This is a genomic window from Anabaenopsis arnoldii (assembly GCF_028331025.1).
Classification (GTDB): Bacteria; Cyanobacteriota; Cyanobacteriia; order Cyanobacteriales; family Nostocaceae; genus Anabaenopsis; species Anabaenopsis arnoldii.
Window position 1 is genome coordinate 1 of sequence record NZ_JAQMUH010000033.1, and the last position, 19,330, is coordinate 19,330.

Annotated in this window: 17 protein-coding genes and 1 pseudogene; 10 read left to right on the forward strand and 8 right to left on the reverse strand. The window is 39.4% G+C overall.

Annotation, left to right across the window (positions count from 1 at the left end):
* The 6 genes from PN457_RS02230 to PN457_RS02255 all read left to right on the forward strand — a co-directional run.
* A partial coding sequence (locus PN457_RS02230; protein ID WP_271731037.1) for a DegT/DnrJ/EryC1/StrS family aminotransferase occupies positions 1–682 on the forward strand: 682 nt, incomplete at its 5' end.
* Positions 683–730: 48 nt separating this feature from the next.
* Entirely contained in the window at positions 731–1,090 is a 360-nt protein-coding gene (locus PN457_RS02235; protein WP_271731040.1) for an ATP-grasp domain-containing protein, read from the forward strand.
* Between the two features lie 119 nt (positions 1,091–1,209).
* Positions 1,210–2,115, forward strand: coding sequence for an LbetaH domain-containing protein (locus PN457_RS02240; RefSeq protein ID WP_271731041.1), 906 nt, complete (start codon positions 1,210–1,212; stop codon positions 2,113–2,115).
* Positions 2,112–2,741 (forward strand): hypothetical protein, encoded by a 630-nt coding sequence (locus tag PN457_RS02245; RefSeq protein WP_271731042.1) that lies wholly within the window; start codon positions 2,112–2,114, stop codon positions 2,739–2,741. Before PN457_RS02240 ends, PN457_RS02245 begins: the two co-directional genes overlap by 4 nt.
* Before the next feature lie 16 nt (positions 2,742–2,757).
* On the forward strand, positions 2,758–3,678 hold the full coding sequence (locus PN457_RS02250) for a ketoacyl-ACP synthase III (RefSeq protein WP_271731044.1): 921 nt from the start codon (positions 2,758–2,760) through the stop codon (positions 3,676–3,678).
* A 50-nt stretch (positions 3,679–3,728) separates the two neighbouring features.
* The gene (locus PN457_RS02255; protein WP_271731046.1) at positions 3,729–3,980 is read left to right on the forward strand and encodes an acyl carrier protein; all 252 of its coding nucleotides are present in this window, start codon (positions 3,729–3,731) and stop codon (positions 3,978–3,980) included.
* A gap of 1,760 nt (positions 3,981–5,740) precedes the next feature.
* Here the strand turns inward: PN457_RS02255 and PN457_RS02260 are convergent.
* Positions 5,741–7,060 carry a dihydroorotase gene (locus tag PN457_RS02260; RefSeq protein WP_271731047.1) on the reverse strand — a complete coding sequence of 440 codons (1,320 nt, stop codon included), beginning with the start codon at positions 7,058–7,060 and terminating at the stop codon, positions 5,741–5,743.
* Between the two features lie 262 nt (positions 7,061–7,322).
* Here PN457_RS02260 and lepB point away from each other — a divergent pair, with 262 nt between their 5' ends.
* From lepB to PN457_RS02275, 3 genes are all read left to right on the forward strand, one after another.
* Complete coding sequence (gene lepB / locus PN457_RS02265) at positions 7,323–7,946, forward strand: signal peptidase I (RefSeq protein WP_271731049.1); 624 nt, start codon at positions 7,323–7,325, stop codon at positions 7,944–7,946.
* A 278-nt stretch (positions 7,947–8,224) separates the two neighbouring features.
* Positions 8,225–9,310: a circadian clock protein LdpA gene (gene ldpA / locus PN457_RS02270; RefSeq protein WP_271731051.1), complete on the forward strand. Its 1,086-nt coding sequence runs from the start codon at positions 8,225–8,227 to the stop codon at positions 9,308–9,310.
* Between the two features lie 76 nt (positions 9,311–9,386).
* A complete protein-coding gene (locus tag PN457_RS02275) occupies positions 9,387–11,123 on the forward strand; it encodes a R3H domain-containing nucleic acid-binding protein (RefSeq protein ID WP_271731053.1) in 1,737 nt (578 codons plus the stop codon).
* A 327-nt stretch (positions 11,124–11,450) separates the two neighbouring features.
* Here PN457_RS02275 and PN457_RS02280 read toward each other — a convergent pair.
* From PN457_RS02280 to PN457_RS02310, 7 genes and pseudogenes are all read right to left on the reverse strand, one after another.
* Positions 11,451–11,660: pseudogene (locus PN457_RS02280) on the reverse strand (IS701 family transposase); the annotation flags it as partial.
* Positions 11,661–11,663: 3 nt separating this feature from the next.
* A complete protein-coding gene (locus tag PN457_RS02285; protein WP_271731055.1) occupies positions 11,664–12,044 on the reverse strand; it encodes a type II toxin-antitoxin system VapC family toxin in 381 nt (126 codons plus the stop codon).
* The gene (locus PN457_RS02290) at positions 12,044–12,349 is read right to left on the reverse strand and encodes a hypothetical protein (protein ID WP_271731058.1); all 306 of its coding nucleotides are present in this window, start codon (positions 12,347–12,349) and stop codon (positions 12,044–12,046) included. The genes PN457_RS02285 and PN457_RS02290 overlap by 1 nt, the downstream gene beginning before the upstream one ends.
* A 120-nt stretch (positions 12,350–12,469) precedes the next feature.
* Complete coding sequence (grpE, locus tag PN457_RS02295) at positions 12,470–13,099, reverse strand: nucleotide exchange factor GrpE (RefSeq protein ID WP_271731060.1); 630 nt, start codon at positions 13,097–13,099, stop codon at positions 12,470–12,472.
* Between the two features lie 86 nt (positions 13,100–13,185).
* Positions 13,186–13,677, reverse strand: a complete 492-nt coding sequence (locus PN457_RS02300; protein WP_271731062.1) for a Dps family protein — start codon at positions 13,675–13,677, stop codon at positions 13,186–13,188.
* Between the two features lie 28 nt (positions 13,678–13,705).
* Positions 13,706–13,969 carry a sulfiredoxin gene (locus PN457_RS02305; protein ID WP_271731064.1) on the reverse strand — a complete coding sequence of 88 codons (264 nt, stop codon included), beginning with the start codon at positions 13,967–13,969 and terminating at the stop codon, positions 13,706–13,708.
* A gap of 429 nt (positions 13,970–14,398) precedes the next feature.
* The gene (locus PN457_RS02310) at positions 14,399–17,761 is read right to left on the reverse strand and encodes a type ISP restriction/modification enzyme (RefSeq protein WP_271731065.1); all 3,363 of its coding nucleotides are present in this window, start codon (positions 17,759–17,761) and stop codon (positions 14,399–14,401) included.
* Positions 17,762–18,161: 400 nt separating this feature from the next.
* On the opposite strand from PN457_RS02310, the gene PN457_RS02315 reads away from it, so the two are divergent.
* On the forward strand, positions 18,162–18,911 hold the full coding sequence (locus PN457_RS02315) for a TspO/MBR family protein (protein ID WP_271731068.1): 750 nt from the start codon (positions 18,162–18,164) through the stop codon (positions 18,909–18,911).
* The last annotated feature ends 419 nt before the right edge of the window (positions 18,912–19,330 follow it).

Consider the following 19,330-nt stretch of genomic DNA (forward strand, 5'->3'; position numbering starts at 1 on the left):
TGATCTCAAGCTGATGTTTGATGCTTCCCATGCTTTTGGGTGTTCCCACGGTGGTAAAATGATTGGTAACTTTGGCAGCGCGGAGGTGTTTAGCTTCCATGCGACCAAGTTTATGAATACCTTTGAAGGGGGTGCAATTGTTACCAATGATGATGAGTTAAATCAGAAGCTGCGGTTAATGAAAAACTTTGGCTTTTCTGGTTTTGATAATGTCATCTATTTAGGTACTAATGGTAAAATGTCGGAGGTATCCGCCGCTATGGGGTTAACTTCCCTAGAAAGTATGGAGGAGTTTATTGAGGTTAACCGCCGCAACTATGACTGTTATCAAGAAGGTTTAGCTGGTATTCCTGGGGTGTCCTTGTTTCCTGTGAATCAGGCTGAAAAGCATAACTATCAGTATATTGTCTTGGAGATAGACGAGGAGAAAGCCCAAGTTAGTCGGGATATGTTAATCAAGATTCTCCATGCTGAGAATGTGATTGCGCGGCGCTATTTTTATCCCGGTTGTCACCGTATGGAACCCTATCGCTCTTATTTCCCCCATGCGGGTTTGTTGTTACCTGAGACTGAGAAGTTAGGTCAGAGGGTGTTGGTTTTACCCACGGGGACAGCGATTTCTGAGGAGGATATAGGAAAAATATGTCAGATTATCTACTTAACTAGTAAATCAAGCAAATAACTCATAAACTCTAATCTCAGTTTAAGATATTTTGATATAAAAAATGAAATGGTTAAAAATTTATTAAATACAAAAATTCTAATTACAGGAGCTTGTGGCGTTACTTCTCGATCCGTAGTAAGAAGTTTAAAAAAGAGTTCAATATTCAATAATGTGCGAATTATTGGTACTGATATTTGCGAAAATCCATATGGATTATATGAAGGACTTTATGATCGTATATATAGAGTTCCTTTCTGTAGTAATCCTGAATATCATAATATCATGACCTCAATTTGTGCTGAGGAAAAAATTGATGCTGCAATTATCATTCCAGAATTAGAAGTGCTTTACTGGTGTAAAAATCAAATTCCAGTTAAAACCTTATTACCGCCCCCTTTATTCCAGAGAAATGTTTTTTGCCATTAGAAGCTAAGAAATAAGTTGATAACCGGAGTATACACAATTATTAAATTTTTATAATTTTATTAAACTTAAAAAAAAGAAACCAGGTAACAAGGATTAAAGTCTAGGAGATATTAACAGTAATGCCCATAAGAGTGCCGGATAATCAATTATCACTATCTCAGCTTTTCCCCGACCAAAGAATTATTAAAGATGGCGATTTTTCCCATCTTAATAAACCCGATGCTGAAGATGAAGGAGCTTTAGTCTATTGTGAAAATGAAAAGTTTTTCCAGCAAGCGGTACAGAATCCTTATGTTTCAGCCATAATTACAACCAGGGTGTTTGCCGAAAGATGTCCCATTTCCTGTGTTATTAGTGACACTCCCAGGTTAGAATATTATCGTCTTTACAATCATCTCCAAAGCCAAGGGCTGTTATCGCCGGTGATGGAATTTGGCAGGGGAAATTTATGTCAAATACATCCCACAGCCCTTATTTCTCCTAAGTCCTTGATTGATGATGGTGTAGTCATTGAACCCCAGGTGATTATCGGGGATAATGTGGTGATTGGGAAAGGAACTTATATTGCAGCTGGTACGGTGATTGGTACAGATGGATTAATGCCACTTTGGGATACTGATGGTACTGCTTTGAGAGTACATCATGCGGGCAGTGTGGTCATTGGTAATCATACAAATATTTTAGCGAACTCAGTAATTGTCCGTTCCGTGTTTCCAGAACCCACAACTATTGGTAATAACACTTATATAGGCATCATGACAAATATTGGCCATGATGCCTATGTTGGTAATCAATGTTTTATTGCTGGTAATTGTGTCATTGCGGGTGTGGCTCGTATTGAAGACGGAGTAAAAATCTGGGCTTCATCTAGCATTACTCATGGTTGCCATGTGGCTAAAAATGCTCAAATCATGATGGGCAGTGTTGTCATTAGTAATGTGAAGGAGGGAGAGGTTATTTCGGGCAACTTTGCCTACAATCACCGCCAACATACTACTAAATATTTAAAGGAAAGCAAAGGATGATCATTATACCGGATTTTGATATAGAAATTCCCTTCAAAGGCACACGCAATTATTTACAGAGTTCAGATGTGTATAATGCTCTATGTAATGGGATTATGGAATTTACTGGTATTACTGATTTTCATCTAATGAGTAAAACTAAACTAGTATTTAGAAATTTTGCTCAACACCCCCTGCGCGCCGTGTTTCAATCACATCATACTAGTGCCAAGGCGGTATTTAGCTTTGAAATTAATGATGTTAAATATAGATGTGAATTGATAGAAAGGGAAGCAGAAGTACAAAATCGGATTGCGTTTAACGAAGAAGCAATTATCACCGAATGTGTCTTTGATTTAGATCACAAAACAGTTGCTTTTGCTTCTATCGCAGATTTTCCCTATACTCCCATAGAAATAGTTGTCGCCGCTAATAAAAGCTTACATATGCAGTATTTTTACCAAAATCCTGGGAAATGGTTATTCACGGAAATTTTTACCGAAAAACCTCTAAAAGATATATATTTTGACACCATGAAAATTATGTTAAAAACCTGTTTAGGTACAAGGTTAACCAAAAGTGCCATCATTTTAGATGATACCGAGTGCGGTTATATTTGTTTTTCCCTTAGCCCAAGTAACACCTGATGCAATTAACAAACCTATGATTGGTATAGAAGAAGTTGCTTATTATATTCCCCCAAATAGACATAGCAATTATAATTACCTGGAAAAATTTAGTTTAGATTCCTCTTTTATAGAAAATAAATTAGGAGTGAGACAGGTTGCTATTGCCTCGCCATCAGAAACCACCTTTGATTTATGTACCCAGGCTTACACAGAGCTTTTAAAAAAAGTTACGATTAATAGTAATGAAATTGACTGCATCAGCGTTGTTACTCAAACTCCCGGCGAAAATATTCCTCATATTGCTGGGAAGATACACGGATATATCAACGCCCCTCCCACTTGTGCTTGCTTTGATATATCCTTGGGGTGTTCGGGTTATGTTTACGGGTTAACTATACTTAAAGCCCTGATGGAATCACAAGGATATAATAGGGGGTTACTATTTACTTGTGATCCTTATTCTAAAATCATTAACCCCGATGATAAAAATACATCTCTACTATTTGGTGATGCGGCTACTGTAACCTTATTATCCCACGAGCCAGTTTTGAGCATAGGAGTCAGTACAAATAACACTTTAGGCAAAGGTGCTCAGGAATTAAAAACCGAGAATGGTAATTTAGTCATGAATGGCAGGGCTGTTTATAATTTTTGTGTGCAGAACATTCCTCAAGATGTTAAAAAAGCATTAAGTTTGAATAGGGTTAACATAGAAGATATTGATATGTTTATTCTACACCAGGGGAGTAAATTTATTGTGGATTCCATCCGCCAGCGGTTAGGGATAGCGGCAGAAAAAGTCCCTTTCTTTGCCCATGAGTATGGAAATACAGTTTCTTCTTCCATACCCATCATCTTATCTGATTTTATCGATAAAAATCATGTGAAAAAAATCTTGATTAGTGGATTTGGTGTAGGTTTGTCATGGGCTACTAATGTGCTGATGCGTATATAGTATAATATAATTTTAATCTAGTTTAATCTAGTGATTTTTGAGGAGAATTTATGAGTTACTGTACTGCCCAAGATATTATCGAGATTGTTCGAGAGTTGGATTTAAGTACCATTAAACCACAACAACAAATATTTGCAGATGTGCCACTAAGTCAACAGGGGGTTGATTCTCTAGACAAAATGAATATCTTTATGTTATTGGAGGAAAAATACGAGATTAAAATACCTGATGAGGACTTTGATGATTTGAACACTTTTACGATGATTTCCGATTATATTAATCAAACAATCCCCAATTGTTGATACAGAGTAAGAGCATCTTAATTAGGCTTGACATAAGGGCTGAGAGGAATCTAATGTAGAGTCAATGAAACATCCTCTGAGAACTCGAATCATGTAATCGTTATCCATACCAGTGCGTTTCATTTATTTTACCCGGAGTAATTATTGAGGAATGTGTAGCAATTGGTACTTTAAGCCTGGTGAATAAAAATTGTCAATCTTTCACAATTTATGCTGGTTATCCGATCAAACGAATTGCACCCAGAAAACAGGATATTATAGAAGTTGAGAAATCTTTTCTCAAAACAGAGAAACTTATCTCAGCACAAAAGCTCAAGCGAAAAATCGCCTGAGTAGTGAAACTAAGGTTATCAATTTGAGAAAAGGTTAAAGTATTAACACTGACAGTTGTCAAGGTGCAGCATTTTCCTAATAACCTTGCTTGTGGAATATTCATACTAAATGCATGAAGATACCACTATCTACCACTACCACGCTCATCAGCAAAACTTACAGTTATCATTGTTGTTTTCATGATTCCAAAATCAATTAAATATTCCTCAACATTTAAACCGGGGATAATTGACACCTACTAGCTGTTGACTGCGGTTAACTAGGGTTACCTATTCTCGCAGATAATATAGAACTATAGGTATGTCAACTAACTCAAACCATCCGACGAGATTGCTTTGATCAGCAATATCCCTAAAGTTGCCAGCAGTTTTTAATACTTACACTGTTTTTTTATCTGCCGCCACTACTGTTATTCCTATTGCTTCATTGTTTTGATTGTCCCGATAAATAGTGGTTAAGTGTCTGTCATAGGATGCTGATTCATCTGGTCTTGTTCCGATTTGCTCCCTAGTATTAAGTTAGTCAGCAAAGTTAAGGAAGAAAATCAAAAATAATCAGAAATATCAGAATTAAGTTTTCAGACCTTCAATTAAATGAATACAAAATTTTTATATGTATCAAACATAGTTTTGAAAAAAATGCCTGTTTACTTAACCCTAGTTATTGAATACCTGGTTTAAATCCAAAATCCGGATAGTTTACACACAAAAACTCATATTCAAAATATATATCCTCAACTTATCCTTGTCAGTGGTATTCCCCTGTGGGATTGGGGATTTACAGAGCAACAGTTACTGATAGTAGATGAATGAGATTAATTTATTTAAATGATTTTTATCAGAAGTTATACTTATAAATCTATGTAGGTGAAAATAGCTATAAACATCAGATTGTATATTGACATATAGTATTTCCCATGATCGTGAGTTACAAAGTTTTTTAGTTTGAGGGAACAGGGAATAGGGAATAGGGAACAGAATATCAGGGGGTATCGTGGTTTCGACTTCGCTCAACCACCGAAATCAATAAGTTCCGGTAAGCGCAGTCGAAGGGAACAATATCAGGGGGTATTGTGGTTTCGACTTCGCTCAACCACCGAAATCAATATCTTCCGGTAAGCGCAGTCGAAGGGAACAATATCAGGGGGTATTGTGGTTTCGACTTCGCTCAACCACCGAAATCAATATCTTCCTGTAAGCGCAGTCGAAGGGAACAATATCAGGGGGTATTGTGGTTTCGACTTCGCTCAACCACCGAAATCAATAAGTTCCGGTAAGCGCAGTCGAAGGGAACAATATCAGGGGGTATTGTGGTTTCGACTTCGCTCAACCACCGAGATCAATAAGTTCCGGTAAGCGCAGTCGAAGGGAACAGAATATCAGGGGGTATTGTGGTTTCGACTTCGCTCAACCACCGAGATCAATTCACTAGATAAAGCTTAAAGCCCGTCCCCGTACTTGTGTATTTACCTTACCTTGGTCATAAACAATTTCACCACCGACGATAGTGGTTACAGGCCATCCTGTGAGGTTCCAGCCCTCAAAAGGACTCCAACCACACTTAGTTAACAGTTCCTCCCGGCGTACAGGATGATAGGTGTTTAAATCTACTAGAACTAAATCCGCATCGTAACCAGGAGCGATCGCCCCCTTATTAGGGATACCATAAGCCACCGCCACGGCGTGAGACATCCAATTAACCACTTGAGACACAGTACAGCGACCTTCCTGAGCCGCAGTTAACATCACTGGTAGAGAAGTTTCTACCCCCGGCATTCCAGAGGGAGTATTGGGGTATTCTTGGGCCTTTTCTGCCAAGGTGTGGGGGGCGTGGTCTGTAGCAATAAAATCAATCACACCGTCGCGCAGAGCTTGCCACAGTACCTCATTATCATGGGGCGATCGCAAAGGTGGATTCATCTGGGCTAAAGTGCCAATTGTATCATAAGCACTAGTATTTAATACTAAATGCTGTGGTGTTACCTCTGCTGTCACCCAACTTGGTTTATCCTGACGCAGTAACTCAGCTTCCTCCGCCGTGGACATATGGAGGATATGCAGACGGCGTTGATATTTACGAGAAAGTTTTAAGGCTAATTGAGTGGCTAAAAGTGCCGCTTGATTATCTTGAATCTGAGAGTGAACCGCCGGATCATGAATACCGGCAAATTCCTGACGACGTTGGTTAATTCTCGCTTGGTCTTCCGCATGAACAGCGATTAGGCGATCGCCTCGAGCAAATATAGCATCTAAAGCCTCTTCTTGATCCATCAGTAACTGACCATGCATCGACCCCATAAAAACTTTAATTCCTGGGGTCGGCGTTGCCAAAAGTAAATCTGGCAGATTCTCAGGGGTAGCGCCAATAAAAAAGCCATAATTAACCACGCACTTACTGGCTGCACGTTGCAACTTATCATCTAAAGCTTGCTGAGTGGTAGTCAGCGGGCGGGTGTTAGGCATTTCCAAAAAGGAAGTCACACCACCTTTGGCGCAGGCGCAACTGGCTGTAAACAAGTCTTCCTTATATTCTAGGCCTGGTTCCCGGAAATGCACCTGGGGGTCAATAACTCCCGGCAACAAAGTTAACCCTTGAGCGTCAATTTCTGTAGTTGGTGCGGTGGTGGAAATCTGGGGCGCAACTTCGACTATTTGGCGATCGCGCGTTAGCACATCCCCCACCATTGACTCACCATTGGGGAGAATAATATTAGCGCCGCGAATTAGTAAACTATATGGAGATGACATGAGGTTAATAGGATTTGAACAGATACTCGTGCTTTTAGGATGAACTTGATTGCCAGTTAATTTCCCTGATTGGGATGTATTTTTACATATCCTGACTACCTTTGGCATCCCAAAGCACAAAAACTTAATTTTTAATGGCTTCAAGCTTTTATGATCAATGATCACTTCGACTCAGAAAACAGAATTTACTCGTTAAGATTAAAGAATATATTCTCCGCCAACGAGTTAATTACTGTCCTCCTGCCAAATTTTCAGTAATTTCATGCAAAATCAAGTGTCTGATAACAACTCCGCTCAACAATCTGATAATTCGTGGTTTGCCGAACTAGCTAGAACAGTTGTATTAAGCATTGTGCTAGCTCTAGGCATTCGTACCTTTGTAGCCGAAGCTCGCTGGATTCCTTCTGGCTCTATGGAGCCTACACTCAATGGTACTCCCGACCAGTGGAAGGCAGACAAGATAATTGTCGATAAATTGAAATATAGGTTTTCTCGACCACAGCGCGGAGATATTGTCGTCTTTTCTCCCACACAAACACTACAAAACGAACAATACAAAGACGCGTTTATTAAACGTATAGTAGCCCTACCAGGAGAAAAGGTACAACTTAAGGATGGGCAAGTGTACATTAATAATCAACCCCTGAAGGAACTTAGCTACCTGTCCTCCGAGCAGCGCACAGAAATTGATGTTTGTACATCAGTCGCCCAGCAAGCATACTTAGCACAAACGCAAACCATACCCCCTGACTCATACCTAGTTTTAGGTGATAATCGCAACAGTAGCTATGACAGCCGCTGCTGGGGTGTTGTTCCCCGGGAGAATATTATCGGTCGTGCTGTACTCCGTTTTTGGCCGCTAAATAATATTGGGGGACTGAATTAGCCGCTATTGTATGCCTAGATTCAATTACAGTCAAACCCCCCGGATGGGGAATTGCCCTCAATTCCTGGCGTTCATTCTTGTTCAGCAGCAATGAATACCAGGAGGTATGAATTTATGCAAAAAATCAAATAGTCACAGCCAAATATCTATCTATAGAGGCTTGACAGACTATTCACACAATGAGACTCTAACTACTAAGAACTTAAGATTCAGAAAATCAAGACTTTTTTATATATTCGAGACTACTATTTTTAGTTTGATAACAGCATAATAGAAATGTGACTGATTTGTTAGCCCCTTTACAATCCTTGAAAGCAGGAAACTGGTTCAAACTGATCTGCGGAGCCAGCTACCAACATTTGCCGGCCGTCAGAAGTTTAACATTAGCCTATACATTGGCGGGTGCTGACTGTATAGATGTGGCTGCTGACCCTGCTGTGATCGCAGCGGCCCAGGAAGGGTTACAAGTAGCCAAGAGTTTGGTCAAGGATGCACAACTGAGGGGTTATAGCTATCAGGGCAATGTACCTTTTTTGATGGTGAGCTTGAACGATGGGGAAGATCCCCATTTTCGTAAAGCCGAGTTTAACTCTAGTGAGTGTCCCCCAGATTGCTCTAGACCCTGTGAAACTATTTGCCCAGCACAAGCGATCGTATTTAACAGTATAAGTGAATTTTCGGGGGTTGAAGCCCAAAAGTGTTACGGCTGTGGACGTTGCCTACCCATTTGCCCATATGATAAAATTTATACAAAATCCTATATATCCAGTGGCACAGCGATCGCACCATTAGTGATTTCCCAGGTAGTAGATGCCTTAGAAATTCATACAAAAGTCGGAAATTTGGCAAAATTTAGGCAACTATGGCAAACAATTGCACCATGGGCTGACCAACTGCAATTAGTAGCCATTAGCTGCCCAGATGGGGAGGGAATAATTGACTACCTCCGAGAAATTACTGAGATAATCACACCCTTATCTGGTGCCTTAATTTGGCAGACAGACGGCCGCCCTATGAGTGGTGATATTGGGGATGGCACCACCTTAGCAACGGTGAAATTAGGGCAGAAAGTTTTGACAGCTAACTTACCGGGGTATGTCCAATTAGCAGGTGGCACTAATAGCTACACAGTTGCTAAGTTAAAAGCAATGGGGCTATTGAAATCTCTCAACAGTGCTCATGTTTCTGGCATCGCTTACGGTAGCTACGCCCGTGTGCTGCTGTCACCAGTGCTCGAACAGTTAGAGAATCAGGAGGTGAGTCAAACCAGTGTTAAGGCCAAACCGCGCCTGGAAGAAGAACCCGAATTACTCTGGCGAGCAGTCAAGCTTGCCCATTCCCTAGTTTCCCAGATCAAGTCATAGCAGGAGCTATAACTCCTCCTTCACTTTGGCCGCCTTCAGTGTAAACGTTATCTCTCAAAAGGTCACCATAGAAAGCATGACGATTAAAGAAGACCTTCAAAAGTTATTAGACATTTTACCCCAAGACCTGCAGAAAGTTCTAGAGAGTCATCCCCAACGAGATAATTTAGTAGAAGTGGTCTTGGATCTTGGGCGTTGTCCAGAGGCTCGCTTTCCCAATCAAGCTGAGTATCTGAGCGAAACACCGGTGACTCAAGCACAAATCGACGATTGTATTCAGCGCGTGGGAATTTTTAGCGGAGATAACCGAGCCGGAATTGAGCTAACTTTACACCGTATCAGTGCTATCCGTAACCGCAGTGGTAAAATTATTGGCTTGACCTGTCGTGTGGGTCGGGCAATATTCGGCACTATTGGCATGATCCGCGATTTAGTGGAAACTGGTAAATCAATTCTGATGCTGGGGCGACCAGGTGTGGGTAAAACCACGGCTTTAAGAGAAATTGCCCGGGTTTTGGCGGATGATTTACGTAAGCGAGTAGTAATTATTGACACATCCAACGAAATCGCTGGGGATGGTGACGTGCCGCACCCGGCTATTGGTAGGGCTAGACGGATGCAGGTCGCACAACCGGAACTACAGCATCAGGTGATGATTGAGGCTGTGGAAAACCATATGCCAGAAGTGATCGTTATTGATGAAATTGGTACGGAATTAGAAGCTTTAGCGGCTCGGACTATTGCGGAACGGGGTGTACAGTTAGTTGGTACTGCTCACGGTAATCAAATTGCCAACCTGATTAAAAACCCGACCCTTTCTGATTTAGTTGGCGGTATTCAGGCTGTGACTTTAGGGGATGACGAAGCTAGAAGGCGGGGTAGTCAAAAAACGGTTCTGGAGCGCAAAGCCCCACCGACTTTTGAAATTGCTGTGGAAATGTTAGAACGGCAGCGCTGGGTAATACATGAAAGTGTAGCTGATACTGTAGATACCCTCCTGAGAGGTCGTCAGCCTAGCCCACAAACTAGAACCGTAGATGACCAGGGGAAGGTTTCCATTACGCGGCAGTTATCCCTGGTTAAAGGTCTGGGTGGGGAGTTTCCCAGCACAGAGGAATCTTTGCCACCAGTGCGACCAACTAATGGCTGGCGTTCATCAGGACAAATGGTAGCACTACCTCCCCTGTCTTTAGAACGGGAGCGGGTAAGTGCACCTACTGAGTTTGACCGCTTGCTAGATGAGTCTTTTAACTATTCTGAGAGTTTTGATGTCAAGACCAGTAGATACACCGGCCCCAATGGTGAAGATTTACCACTACATATTTATCCCTATGGTGTCAGTCGTCACCAACTAGAACAGGTGATTGGTGTATTAAATCTGCCAGTGATTTTGACTAAAGACATTGACACATCTGATGCAATTTTAGCACTGCGATCGCACGTGAAAAACCAGGCGAAACTCAGGCAAATGGCTAAAGCCCGTCATGTGCCAATTCACATGATTAAGGCTAGTACAATTCCCCAGATTACCCGTGGTTTGCGGCGGTTGCTGAACATGGAAGATCCGGAAATGACCGATGAGCTAGAACTACAACTGTTTTTACACAGTGGCACTGATGATGAGGTGGATGCCCTAGAAGAAGCTAGACTGGCTGTGGAGCAGATTGTAATTCCTAAAGGACAGCCTGTAGAGTTATTACCCCGTTCTTCTAAGGTACGGAAGATGCAGCATGAGTTGGTAGAACATTATCGACTCAAGTCTGATAGTTTTGGGGAAGAACCAAATCGGCGGTTACGGATTTATCCAGCTTAATTCAAAACTGGGGATGGGGAAAATTACCCTACTTTCCTCATCCCCTATTAACCCTCTTTTGTCACTCTAGGCAGAGGAAAAGTGGAAATACGGGATATTGCAGTTTTGAAAAATTGAAGGAGTTAGATTATTGACAAGCATTTGAAGTTGAAAACAACCGTCAGATAATTGTCGTTATTTGCCAATATCTAATTTCTGATTTTTTCCCACATATAGTCATCCTATTTGAGTTGAGAAATTATCAGTGAGGAAAGGGAACAGGGAACAGGGAACAGGGAACAGGGAACACACCGAACAGAAATTGTTCATGAATCATTTAGGATTGCTATATCTATTTTCGTAACTTAAATCTGAGAATACACGCTTGAATCTTTGCCAATCAGAGTATTTTACTTCCGAGTCTGTAATTCCCCATTATCTGTGATTTGAGCGAATCGCTACCAGAAAATTAAGATTTAATTCATTGAGGACACTTACAAAATTTTTACCACTTTCACCATATAAACTATCTGCCAAGAGAAGATTAAATCTAAACCCCTGTTATGCAATTATTAATAACGGAACATCATACAATTTAAACTTATGGTCTACCGTAATTATTGTTAGACCTTCTACCAAAGCCTGAGCAATTAACATTCTATCAAAAGGATCTTTATGATGCATTGGCAAATCAGCAACCTTTATTGCATGTGCCAATTTCATCGCTAAAACCTCTAATCGACTAAAACGCAAAGCTTCCTCTAAATTATTAGGAGCTATTAACTTTCCTAAAGACTGTTTAATCGAAATTTCCCAAGCACTAATAGCACTAACAAAAATTATATTTTTAGGATTAATAATTACTTCTCGTACCTGAGTTGACAACTTAGAATCATTTTCTAAGAACCATAACAGGATATGAGTATCTAACAAAAAACTCATTAGTCTTCACCATAAAAAGCAGCAATCACCTCTTCCAAAGTATCATCAAAATCCTCAGAAATCTTAACTTGTCCTTGCCAAAAACCTGGAACTCTTGGTTCTAAGACTTCTTCACCATTGATCGCCATTGAGCCATGATTTAAACCCGCTTTTTCAACTGTAGAGTCTTCTGGCTCAAGAGGTAAAACTTTTGCCCAAGGAACGCCCTGACGAGTTAGAGTAATTTCCACATGATTTTGAATATCTGATAATAAATCAACTAAATTTTCAGATAAGTAAGCAATATCAAAAGTTTTTTCTGACATTTTTATTTGTGTCCTACTCACTACAAGTATTATATAGCAATCCGGTTTGACAATCTCGTTTCTTAGCCTCTAGCTGGGAACACAATTCTCAGAGGATGTCTGAAAAGTAAGAAAGCCCACCTAACTGACTTTAGCTCGATAAAGTAGCTTTTCGCCTTGTACATAGCCTGTGTAACGTACTCTCACTGTTGCGCCTGGTTCTGCTGTCCCTTCGATTAATTCGTGCATTTGGGGATTATATGCTACCTCTGCTCCCACTGGGGCGATCGCCTCTATTCCCCACTCCTGTAACAGTCTTTCTAAGGGTTTCTGCACCAAAGGGACAATTTTAATTGCAGCTAGCTGGGGATTTTCCTCAGCTTTATAGGCTACTGTGGGCCATTGTAATAATAAAGATTCCAGTAGTTGTAAACTCGACTGCTGGAACTCCTGTATTAACATTTCTCGCTGTTGTTCTAATTGCTGTTGCGATCGCTGGTACTCTGTTTTTAATGCTTCTATCTCCGTTTGGCTCCGGGGTAGGTCATCCTGAGTAGTCACCGGTGAAAAAGTCTCTATTAATTCACCCAATGAAATCTTCAGCACTTGGGATAACTTCAGCAGCACATCCACCCGCATTTGTGTTAATTTCCCTTGTCGCAGCCGTAAAATTTGCCGTTCTGAAACCCCAGCATCACGACTTAAGGCTTTAAAACTAGGGATATTTACACGCTGCATCAAATTTTGCAGCTTTTGGGTGTGATTACTCATTGGTTAAGCTGTGACATATTTAACTTACATACCATGGGCGGGCAGGATGCCCACCCCACAAAAGTTTCATGTAAATATTTTTTAGGTTATTCTTCCAGTAAACTTCTCAACATCCAAGCGGTCTTCTCATGAACTTGCATCCGTTGAGTTAATAAGTCGGCGGTGGGTTCGTCGTTCACCTCTTCCAATACAGGAAAAATAGAGCGTGCAGTTCTGACTACCGCTTCTTGTCCTTCCACCAGCAAGCTAATCATTTCCTTAGCTTTAGGAACTCCCGCAGTTTCCGCAATTGAACTGAGTTTAGCATATTCGCTGTAGGTTCCCGGTGCTGGGTATCCCAAGGCTCTAATCCTTTCTGCAATTAAATCTACCGCTAAAGCCAGTTCTGTATACTGTGTCTCAAACATTAAATGTAAGGTTTGGAACATTGGACCGGTAACGTTCCAATGAAAGTTATGGGTTTTGAGATACAGTGTATAAGTGTCAGCTAATAAACGAGATAACCCCTCGGCAATTTTCGCTCTACTTGCGTCGTCAATACCGATATTGACATTTTTAGCTGTTGCTTGAGATGACATATTTTTTCTCCTGTTTACTTCTATCCGATTATGCTAAGTGCATCTTGAGTACCCTAGGTGTAGCTTTACGGACTCTCGCCTTGATTGTTGCTTTACCTAAGCGCTGACAAGCTTCATAACGGTGACAACCGGAAAAACCATAATACTGTCCGTCCACTTCTAGGACATCGATGGGTTCCTGTTGTCCGATCGCTGCAATAGACTCCATTAAGGCTTGGACTTTATCAGGGTCGTTGACACGGGGTAAAGGGCGTTTGATTTGATTTAAGGGGATTTCTTCAACTCTCATCATCCTTCTTTGCTCTCCTGTCTTAATCATAGTCGTTATGAGTTTGATTTTACAATTAAGTTGAGTAAAAAATTGTAAATGTATATTAAATAACTACTTACCGTAAAGTAGGCGATCGCCTTCACACCAGCAATATCCTTAAATTTTGGAGCTTCTGAAAATTTAGTTATAGCAGTTTATACCTAGATAAAATACAGATATTAATTGTAGAACTATTGTGGGGTGGGCATCCTGCCCGCCCTGCCATACCCACTTAGAGGATGCTTGATAAGTTGTCAGCCGTAATTTTCATCACATCCTTACCCCCTTTAATTCCTTAAATCCAGTCCCCTTTCCCTTTATAAGGGAAAGGTGAGGGTGGGGTCAAATAATATTCGATACACTAATCATGACTTGACAAACATCCTCTTAGATGAAGTCCGCTGTAAGTGCTTACTCACCTTCTGCATCTATTTCTTGTATATTGAAAATTGGTAACTCTGTCTCCACTTCTAAAGAGTTGGACTTTTCTAACTCTGTTGGTTGTGGAAACTCCGTAGCTGCAAATAATTCACTGTTAATCACTTCCTCAAATAAGGAAGATAAACTAGGATATAAATCTACAGTAGCATCTAAAACCCACAGTAAATCAAGCAATTCACCATCAAATTGCCAAGCTTGAGGACGAATATCATCCAAAGGTGAGGACTTTTTACCAGCACCGTCTCTCATCCTATAAGCTAACCAGGACTTGACAACTTCTAAACCTGAAACACTAAAATTATAAACTTCTGGGCGGACATTTTCAAATACACCTTTACCAACTTTTAATTCTTGTGTACCCACATCATAAGAAAATTCCGTGGGATAATCATTGACTGTATTGGGTATTCCTACTTGACAACGAACTTTACCAACAGGAATTTTACCTGGTTTTTTACCACTGGGAACAAACCTTTCACCATAGGTATGTAACCAAACTAAAGTGCGTCCTATTTCCACTACTTTGATAAATAAATCCCTATTTTTAGTAATGGGAATCCTTGGTCCAGGTGTTTCTAGTTCATGCCAAAATTCTTTGACATATTTGGGAGTTGCTAGTATAGCATAACAATAAGCAAAAAAATCTTGTGGTGAAATATTGCAATTGAGTATATTACTAATAACTTCTAAAACTCCAGTCGTAATATTAGGTTGATTACCTTGCGAATTTCTCCAGAGAGGAATAATATTTTTACCCCCAAAAGAACCACGAAAATGATGTAAATCAGGAATTAAAGCAGTAACAACAGCAGCAGAACCTTCACCTATAACATTAGTTAATAAACTTGTCATATAAACCTGCTGATCACTGTGAGAACGTCGTAAATTGGGTCTAGGGCGATCGCACAATCTATTATCTAATAAAGCCCACTGGCGATCAAAACTGCGATAAGCATAACGAATTGGTTCTACAGGTAAATCCTTAGATAATAAATTAGCAATGGGAGCTAATAAATTTCCTTTATCTTCTAAAGATGAATACTGTTTACTAATTTTTCTAGCATCTGTTTCTTTAAACAGTTTTTTCTGTATCCCTGGCGATTTACTAGCATTAATCAAATTTTCCCAACGTTTATGTAAAACTTCCTTATTTTCACCAATAGTCCATTTTCTTTTAAATTGAATACCATTTTCTTGCCAAGGAAATAAATCAGTTAACTTTGCCCAATTCCAATAATCTGTATCACTAACAGGTAAAAATAAATCAGTCCAATTCTTGGGACATTCACGCCATTGTAAATCTTTAAAAGAGTGAATATTATCTAAAACTGCTAGTTTTTCTTGAGTTGTACCATCAATTCTAGTAAAATGAACTTTAGCAGCAACTTCAGGTTGAGGTTGGTTGTAACAAACCCCAATAGCAATAGCCACAGGAGTTTGAATTGCAAACACATTATCTGTTTTTCTAGCCCCTAAATTATCACCTTCCAAATCAATAATCCACAGTTCATCAAACGTTTGACGCATCACCTTACGCATTCCCGCAAATCCAGGGCCACGCAAATAGGAAGAAGCTGTTATAAAACTGATAATTCCGGCTTGATTTTCTGTGTTAGCTTCAAATACTTTCCACAAAGCCCATCGCCAAAAATAAACATAGTCATTATATAAATTTTTAGCATGAACACCATAACCCATTTCTGTTAATGGTTCTAGAAAATCCTCTAAAATAGGACGTTTTTTAATTAATTGCCGATTTTCATCTACCTTTTGCTCATCATCTCCAAATCTGACCCATCCACCCTTTCTTTTTTGATTAATTAAATCATCTTCATCAATTGTTTGACGGTTATAAGGTGGATTTCCTAAGCAAACCATCACCGGTGTATTTTGTTTAATTTTTTGAGCGCGTTTATATTCTTGACCTAAAGATTTGTAAATTAAAGGTAAATTACCACTTAATTCAGCATAGGGAGATTCTAAAGTATCACTCAAATAAACATGAACACCATTTTCAGGTAAAGTACCACCTTCACTTAAAATTTGTTGAGTGAGACGTAAATGAGCAACAGCATAAGGGCCAACTAAGATTTCAAAAGCGTGAATATTTGCTGCTGCATTTGTAGCAGCAGAAACTCTCATTCCTTTTCCTCTTAAATTACTAATTTGATCTAGTCCATGTTTAATAGCTGTTAAAATATAAGTTCCTGTACCACAAGCAGGATCTAAAGTAATAACTTTATCATCTACAAAGGAAAATTCAGCATCAAAATGCTCTCCTAATAATTCAGCTACTAATCTTACTTGTGTTTTAATAACAGGAATAGGAGTATAATAAACTCCTCTTTCTTTTCTCATCTTTGGATCATATTGAGCCAAAAAATCCTCATAAAAATATAACCAAGGGTCTTCAGAATCATTTTCATTTAGTGCTGTAATATCAATAGCTGCAATTATTCTTTCTAATAGACTTACAGAAACTTCTATTTGTTCGCGTGCTCCTTCATCACCTAAGATTTTTAAAGCATCAGCTAGTAAATTATGACCAGTTCTAATAGTTTTAACAGCTTGTGGTAAAGATAGATCATCAGCACCGGAAAACCTCGCCAATAAAAGTGCATAGGTTAAGGTTTGAGCATAAGCATCTGCAAATTGTTGATTATCCGCATCAGGAAACAAATAATGTCGCCAATCTTTAGCTACTTGACTTAAATTAGATTCAGGATTCTCAAGAGCATTCAAAACATCTTTTCTTAATAACCGACAAATAGGAGCAAGCATTTCTGCTAAAGCTTTTGGCGTAGAAGGAACAATTGGATGCCAATTGAAAAAATCTCGTAATAATATTAGTAAATCATTAGCATTTTGAGAACTAATAGCTGATGCACCCTTGCAAGTAATATCTCCTGAAAATTTAATGATCTTTCCGACCTTTTCACCTGTGCGATACAGTCCCCAAGTATTACCATCTGTGTAAATCACATTTGGGATATTTTTAAACTTTTCCCACTGTTGTTTATCATCTCCTTTCAATTTACTAGTATCTGCGCCCTTTCCTGGTGCTTTTAGTTCAATATGTCCAATTAAAAGACCATTAATTGTTATTCCCATATCTGGTCTTCCTGAAAGTAGCTTTTCTTGTACCTCAGTAACTACTACAATAGATAGATTCAGAATATTTGCTGCTGATTTTAACAAATTTTCTATAGGTGATTTCAGTTGATCTTCAGCACCAAAAGAGACAGAAGAAAGTGAGAATTTATTAGTTAATTCCTTTGCGTAAGCTTGAAGATTAGATAAAAATTGACTCTGATTATTTTTCGCCATATTCATAAATAAATAACAATTATTGATACATAATCTCTGTATCAAAACATTTCATATGTATTTTATAATGATTGGTGATTCATAGAAAAATATACAAAAAAATTAATACTTATATTACTTTTTAATAAAAATAATTGTGTAATATTTGTGCTTGTAAGTTTTACAGCCCCTGTCATCTGAGTTAGGTACACTAGAGCGTCCAGGATGCCCACCCCACAACATATATGATATTGTGGATCAAAATTAGTCAGCCAAATATTACCCCGTCTAGGGACAGAAGAACTAATAATCAAGTCTCCTGTCTGTAATTCTTGCCATTCTTGATTATGCTGGTAGTGCATTAACATTAGATGATCATATAATTAATTATTGTTAATACTTACCAACTACTCACCATCTCTTGATTATGAACCAAGCCAAAACAGGAATACTGGAAAAGTTCGTCAACACAGTTATGGGGGTCAAACCTGGTAAACAAAACCCCCCTAACACCTCAAAAGCGACCACACAAGAACTAGATATCAACGCAGTTTTAGTTTATAAACTAGGGACTATCCTACAAATAGCAGTGATGATTCTTGTGTTGCTGGGAATGGAAAAATTAATCATATTCATTGATCATAATTCCGGTTTCCCCAGTTGGGTTAGCACTGCATTAACTGCATTATTTTTTGCCGTCTTAAGTATCCGTTCCCGGATTTTTTCCCTTTTAGATAATACTCGTTCTCGTACCACCTATGACCAAGTAATTAGACCCAGATGGTCTCCCCCACCTTTAGCATTTCCCATCGTTTGGATGATCATAGCAGTTTTGCGGGTTATTTCCTCTGTATTAGTTTGGCAAACAATGAATCACCAATTTTTGGTATTACCTTTAATTCTGTTTGTGGTACATCTAGCTTTAGGGGATACTTGGAATACAATTTTTACCGTAGAACGGAGATTAGGCGCTGCTGTTCCGGTGGTGATTTTAGGTCCTTGGTTGTCTGCGCTAGTGGTGACAGCAATTTATTGGGAAACTAATCCTTTAGCAGGGATGATTTTATCATTTTCCTGTGTTTGGTTAACTGTAGCTGCTGTACTAGTGTGGAGAATTTGGCAATTAAACGGATCAGAGCCATTGTATCCCTTAAAGCTTGCATCTGGGGAGAAATAAATAGGGCTGGCTGAATAATAAATGTAAAACCTATATACAGCACTTTTCAAGTAAATAAAGTACACACCTTAATATCATAAATCTTGTGGGGTGGGCATCCTGCCCGCCCTTTTGTACCTACTCAGATGAAATGCGCTGTAAATCAAAGGTTTGAGGTTGCTAAAAAAGAAAACAGGTGCAGGGTTTTTGAAGGCTCTACCATCAAAAGTGTACATTTTGGGTTAAATAAATCAGAAAATTTAGGGATGACAGATAGCTGAAACTGTTCCCTGTTCCCTGTTCCCTGTTCCCTGTTCCCTACCCCCACGAAAAGACTTCCTGTTGCAAACCCTAAATCATTAAAATTTACCTGGGAAAACAAGGGACAATCTCACTTTATTTTTGAGTAGTGGATTCAAGATACCTGAAAACAGGTAGGG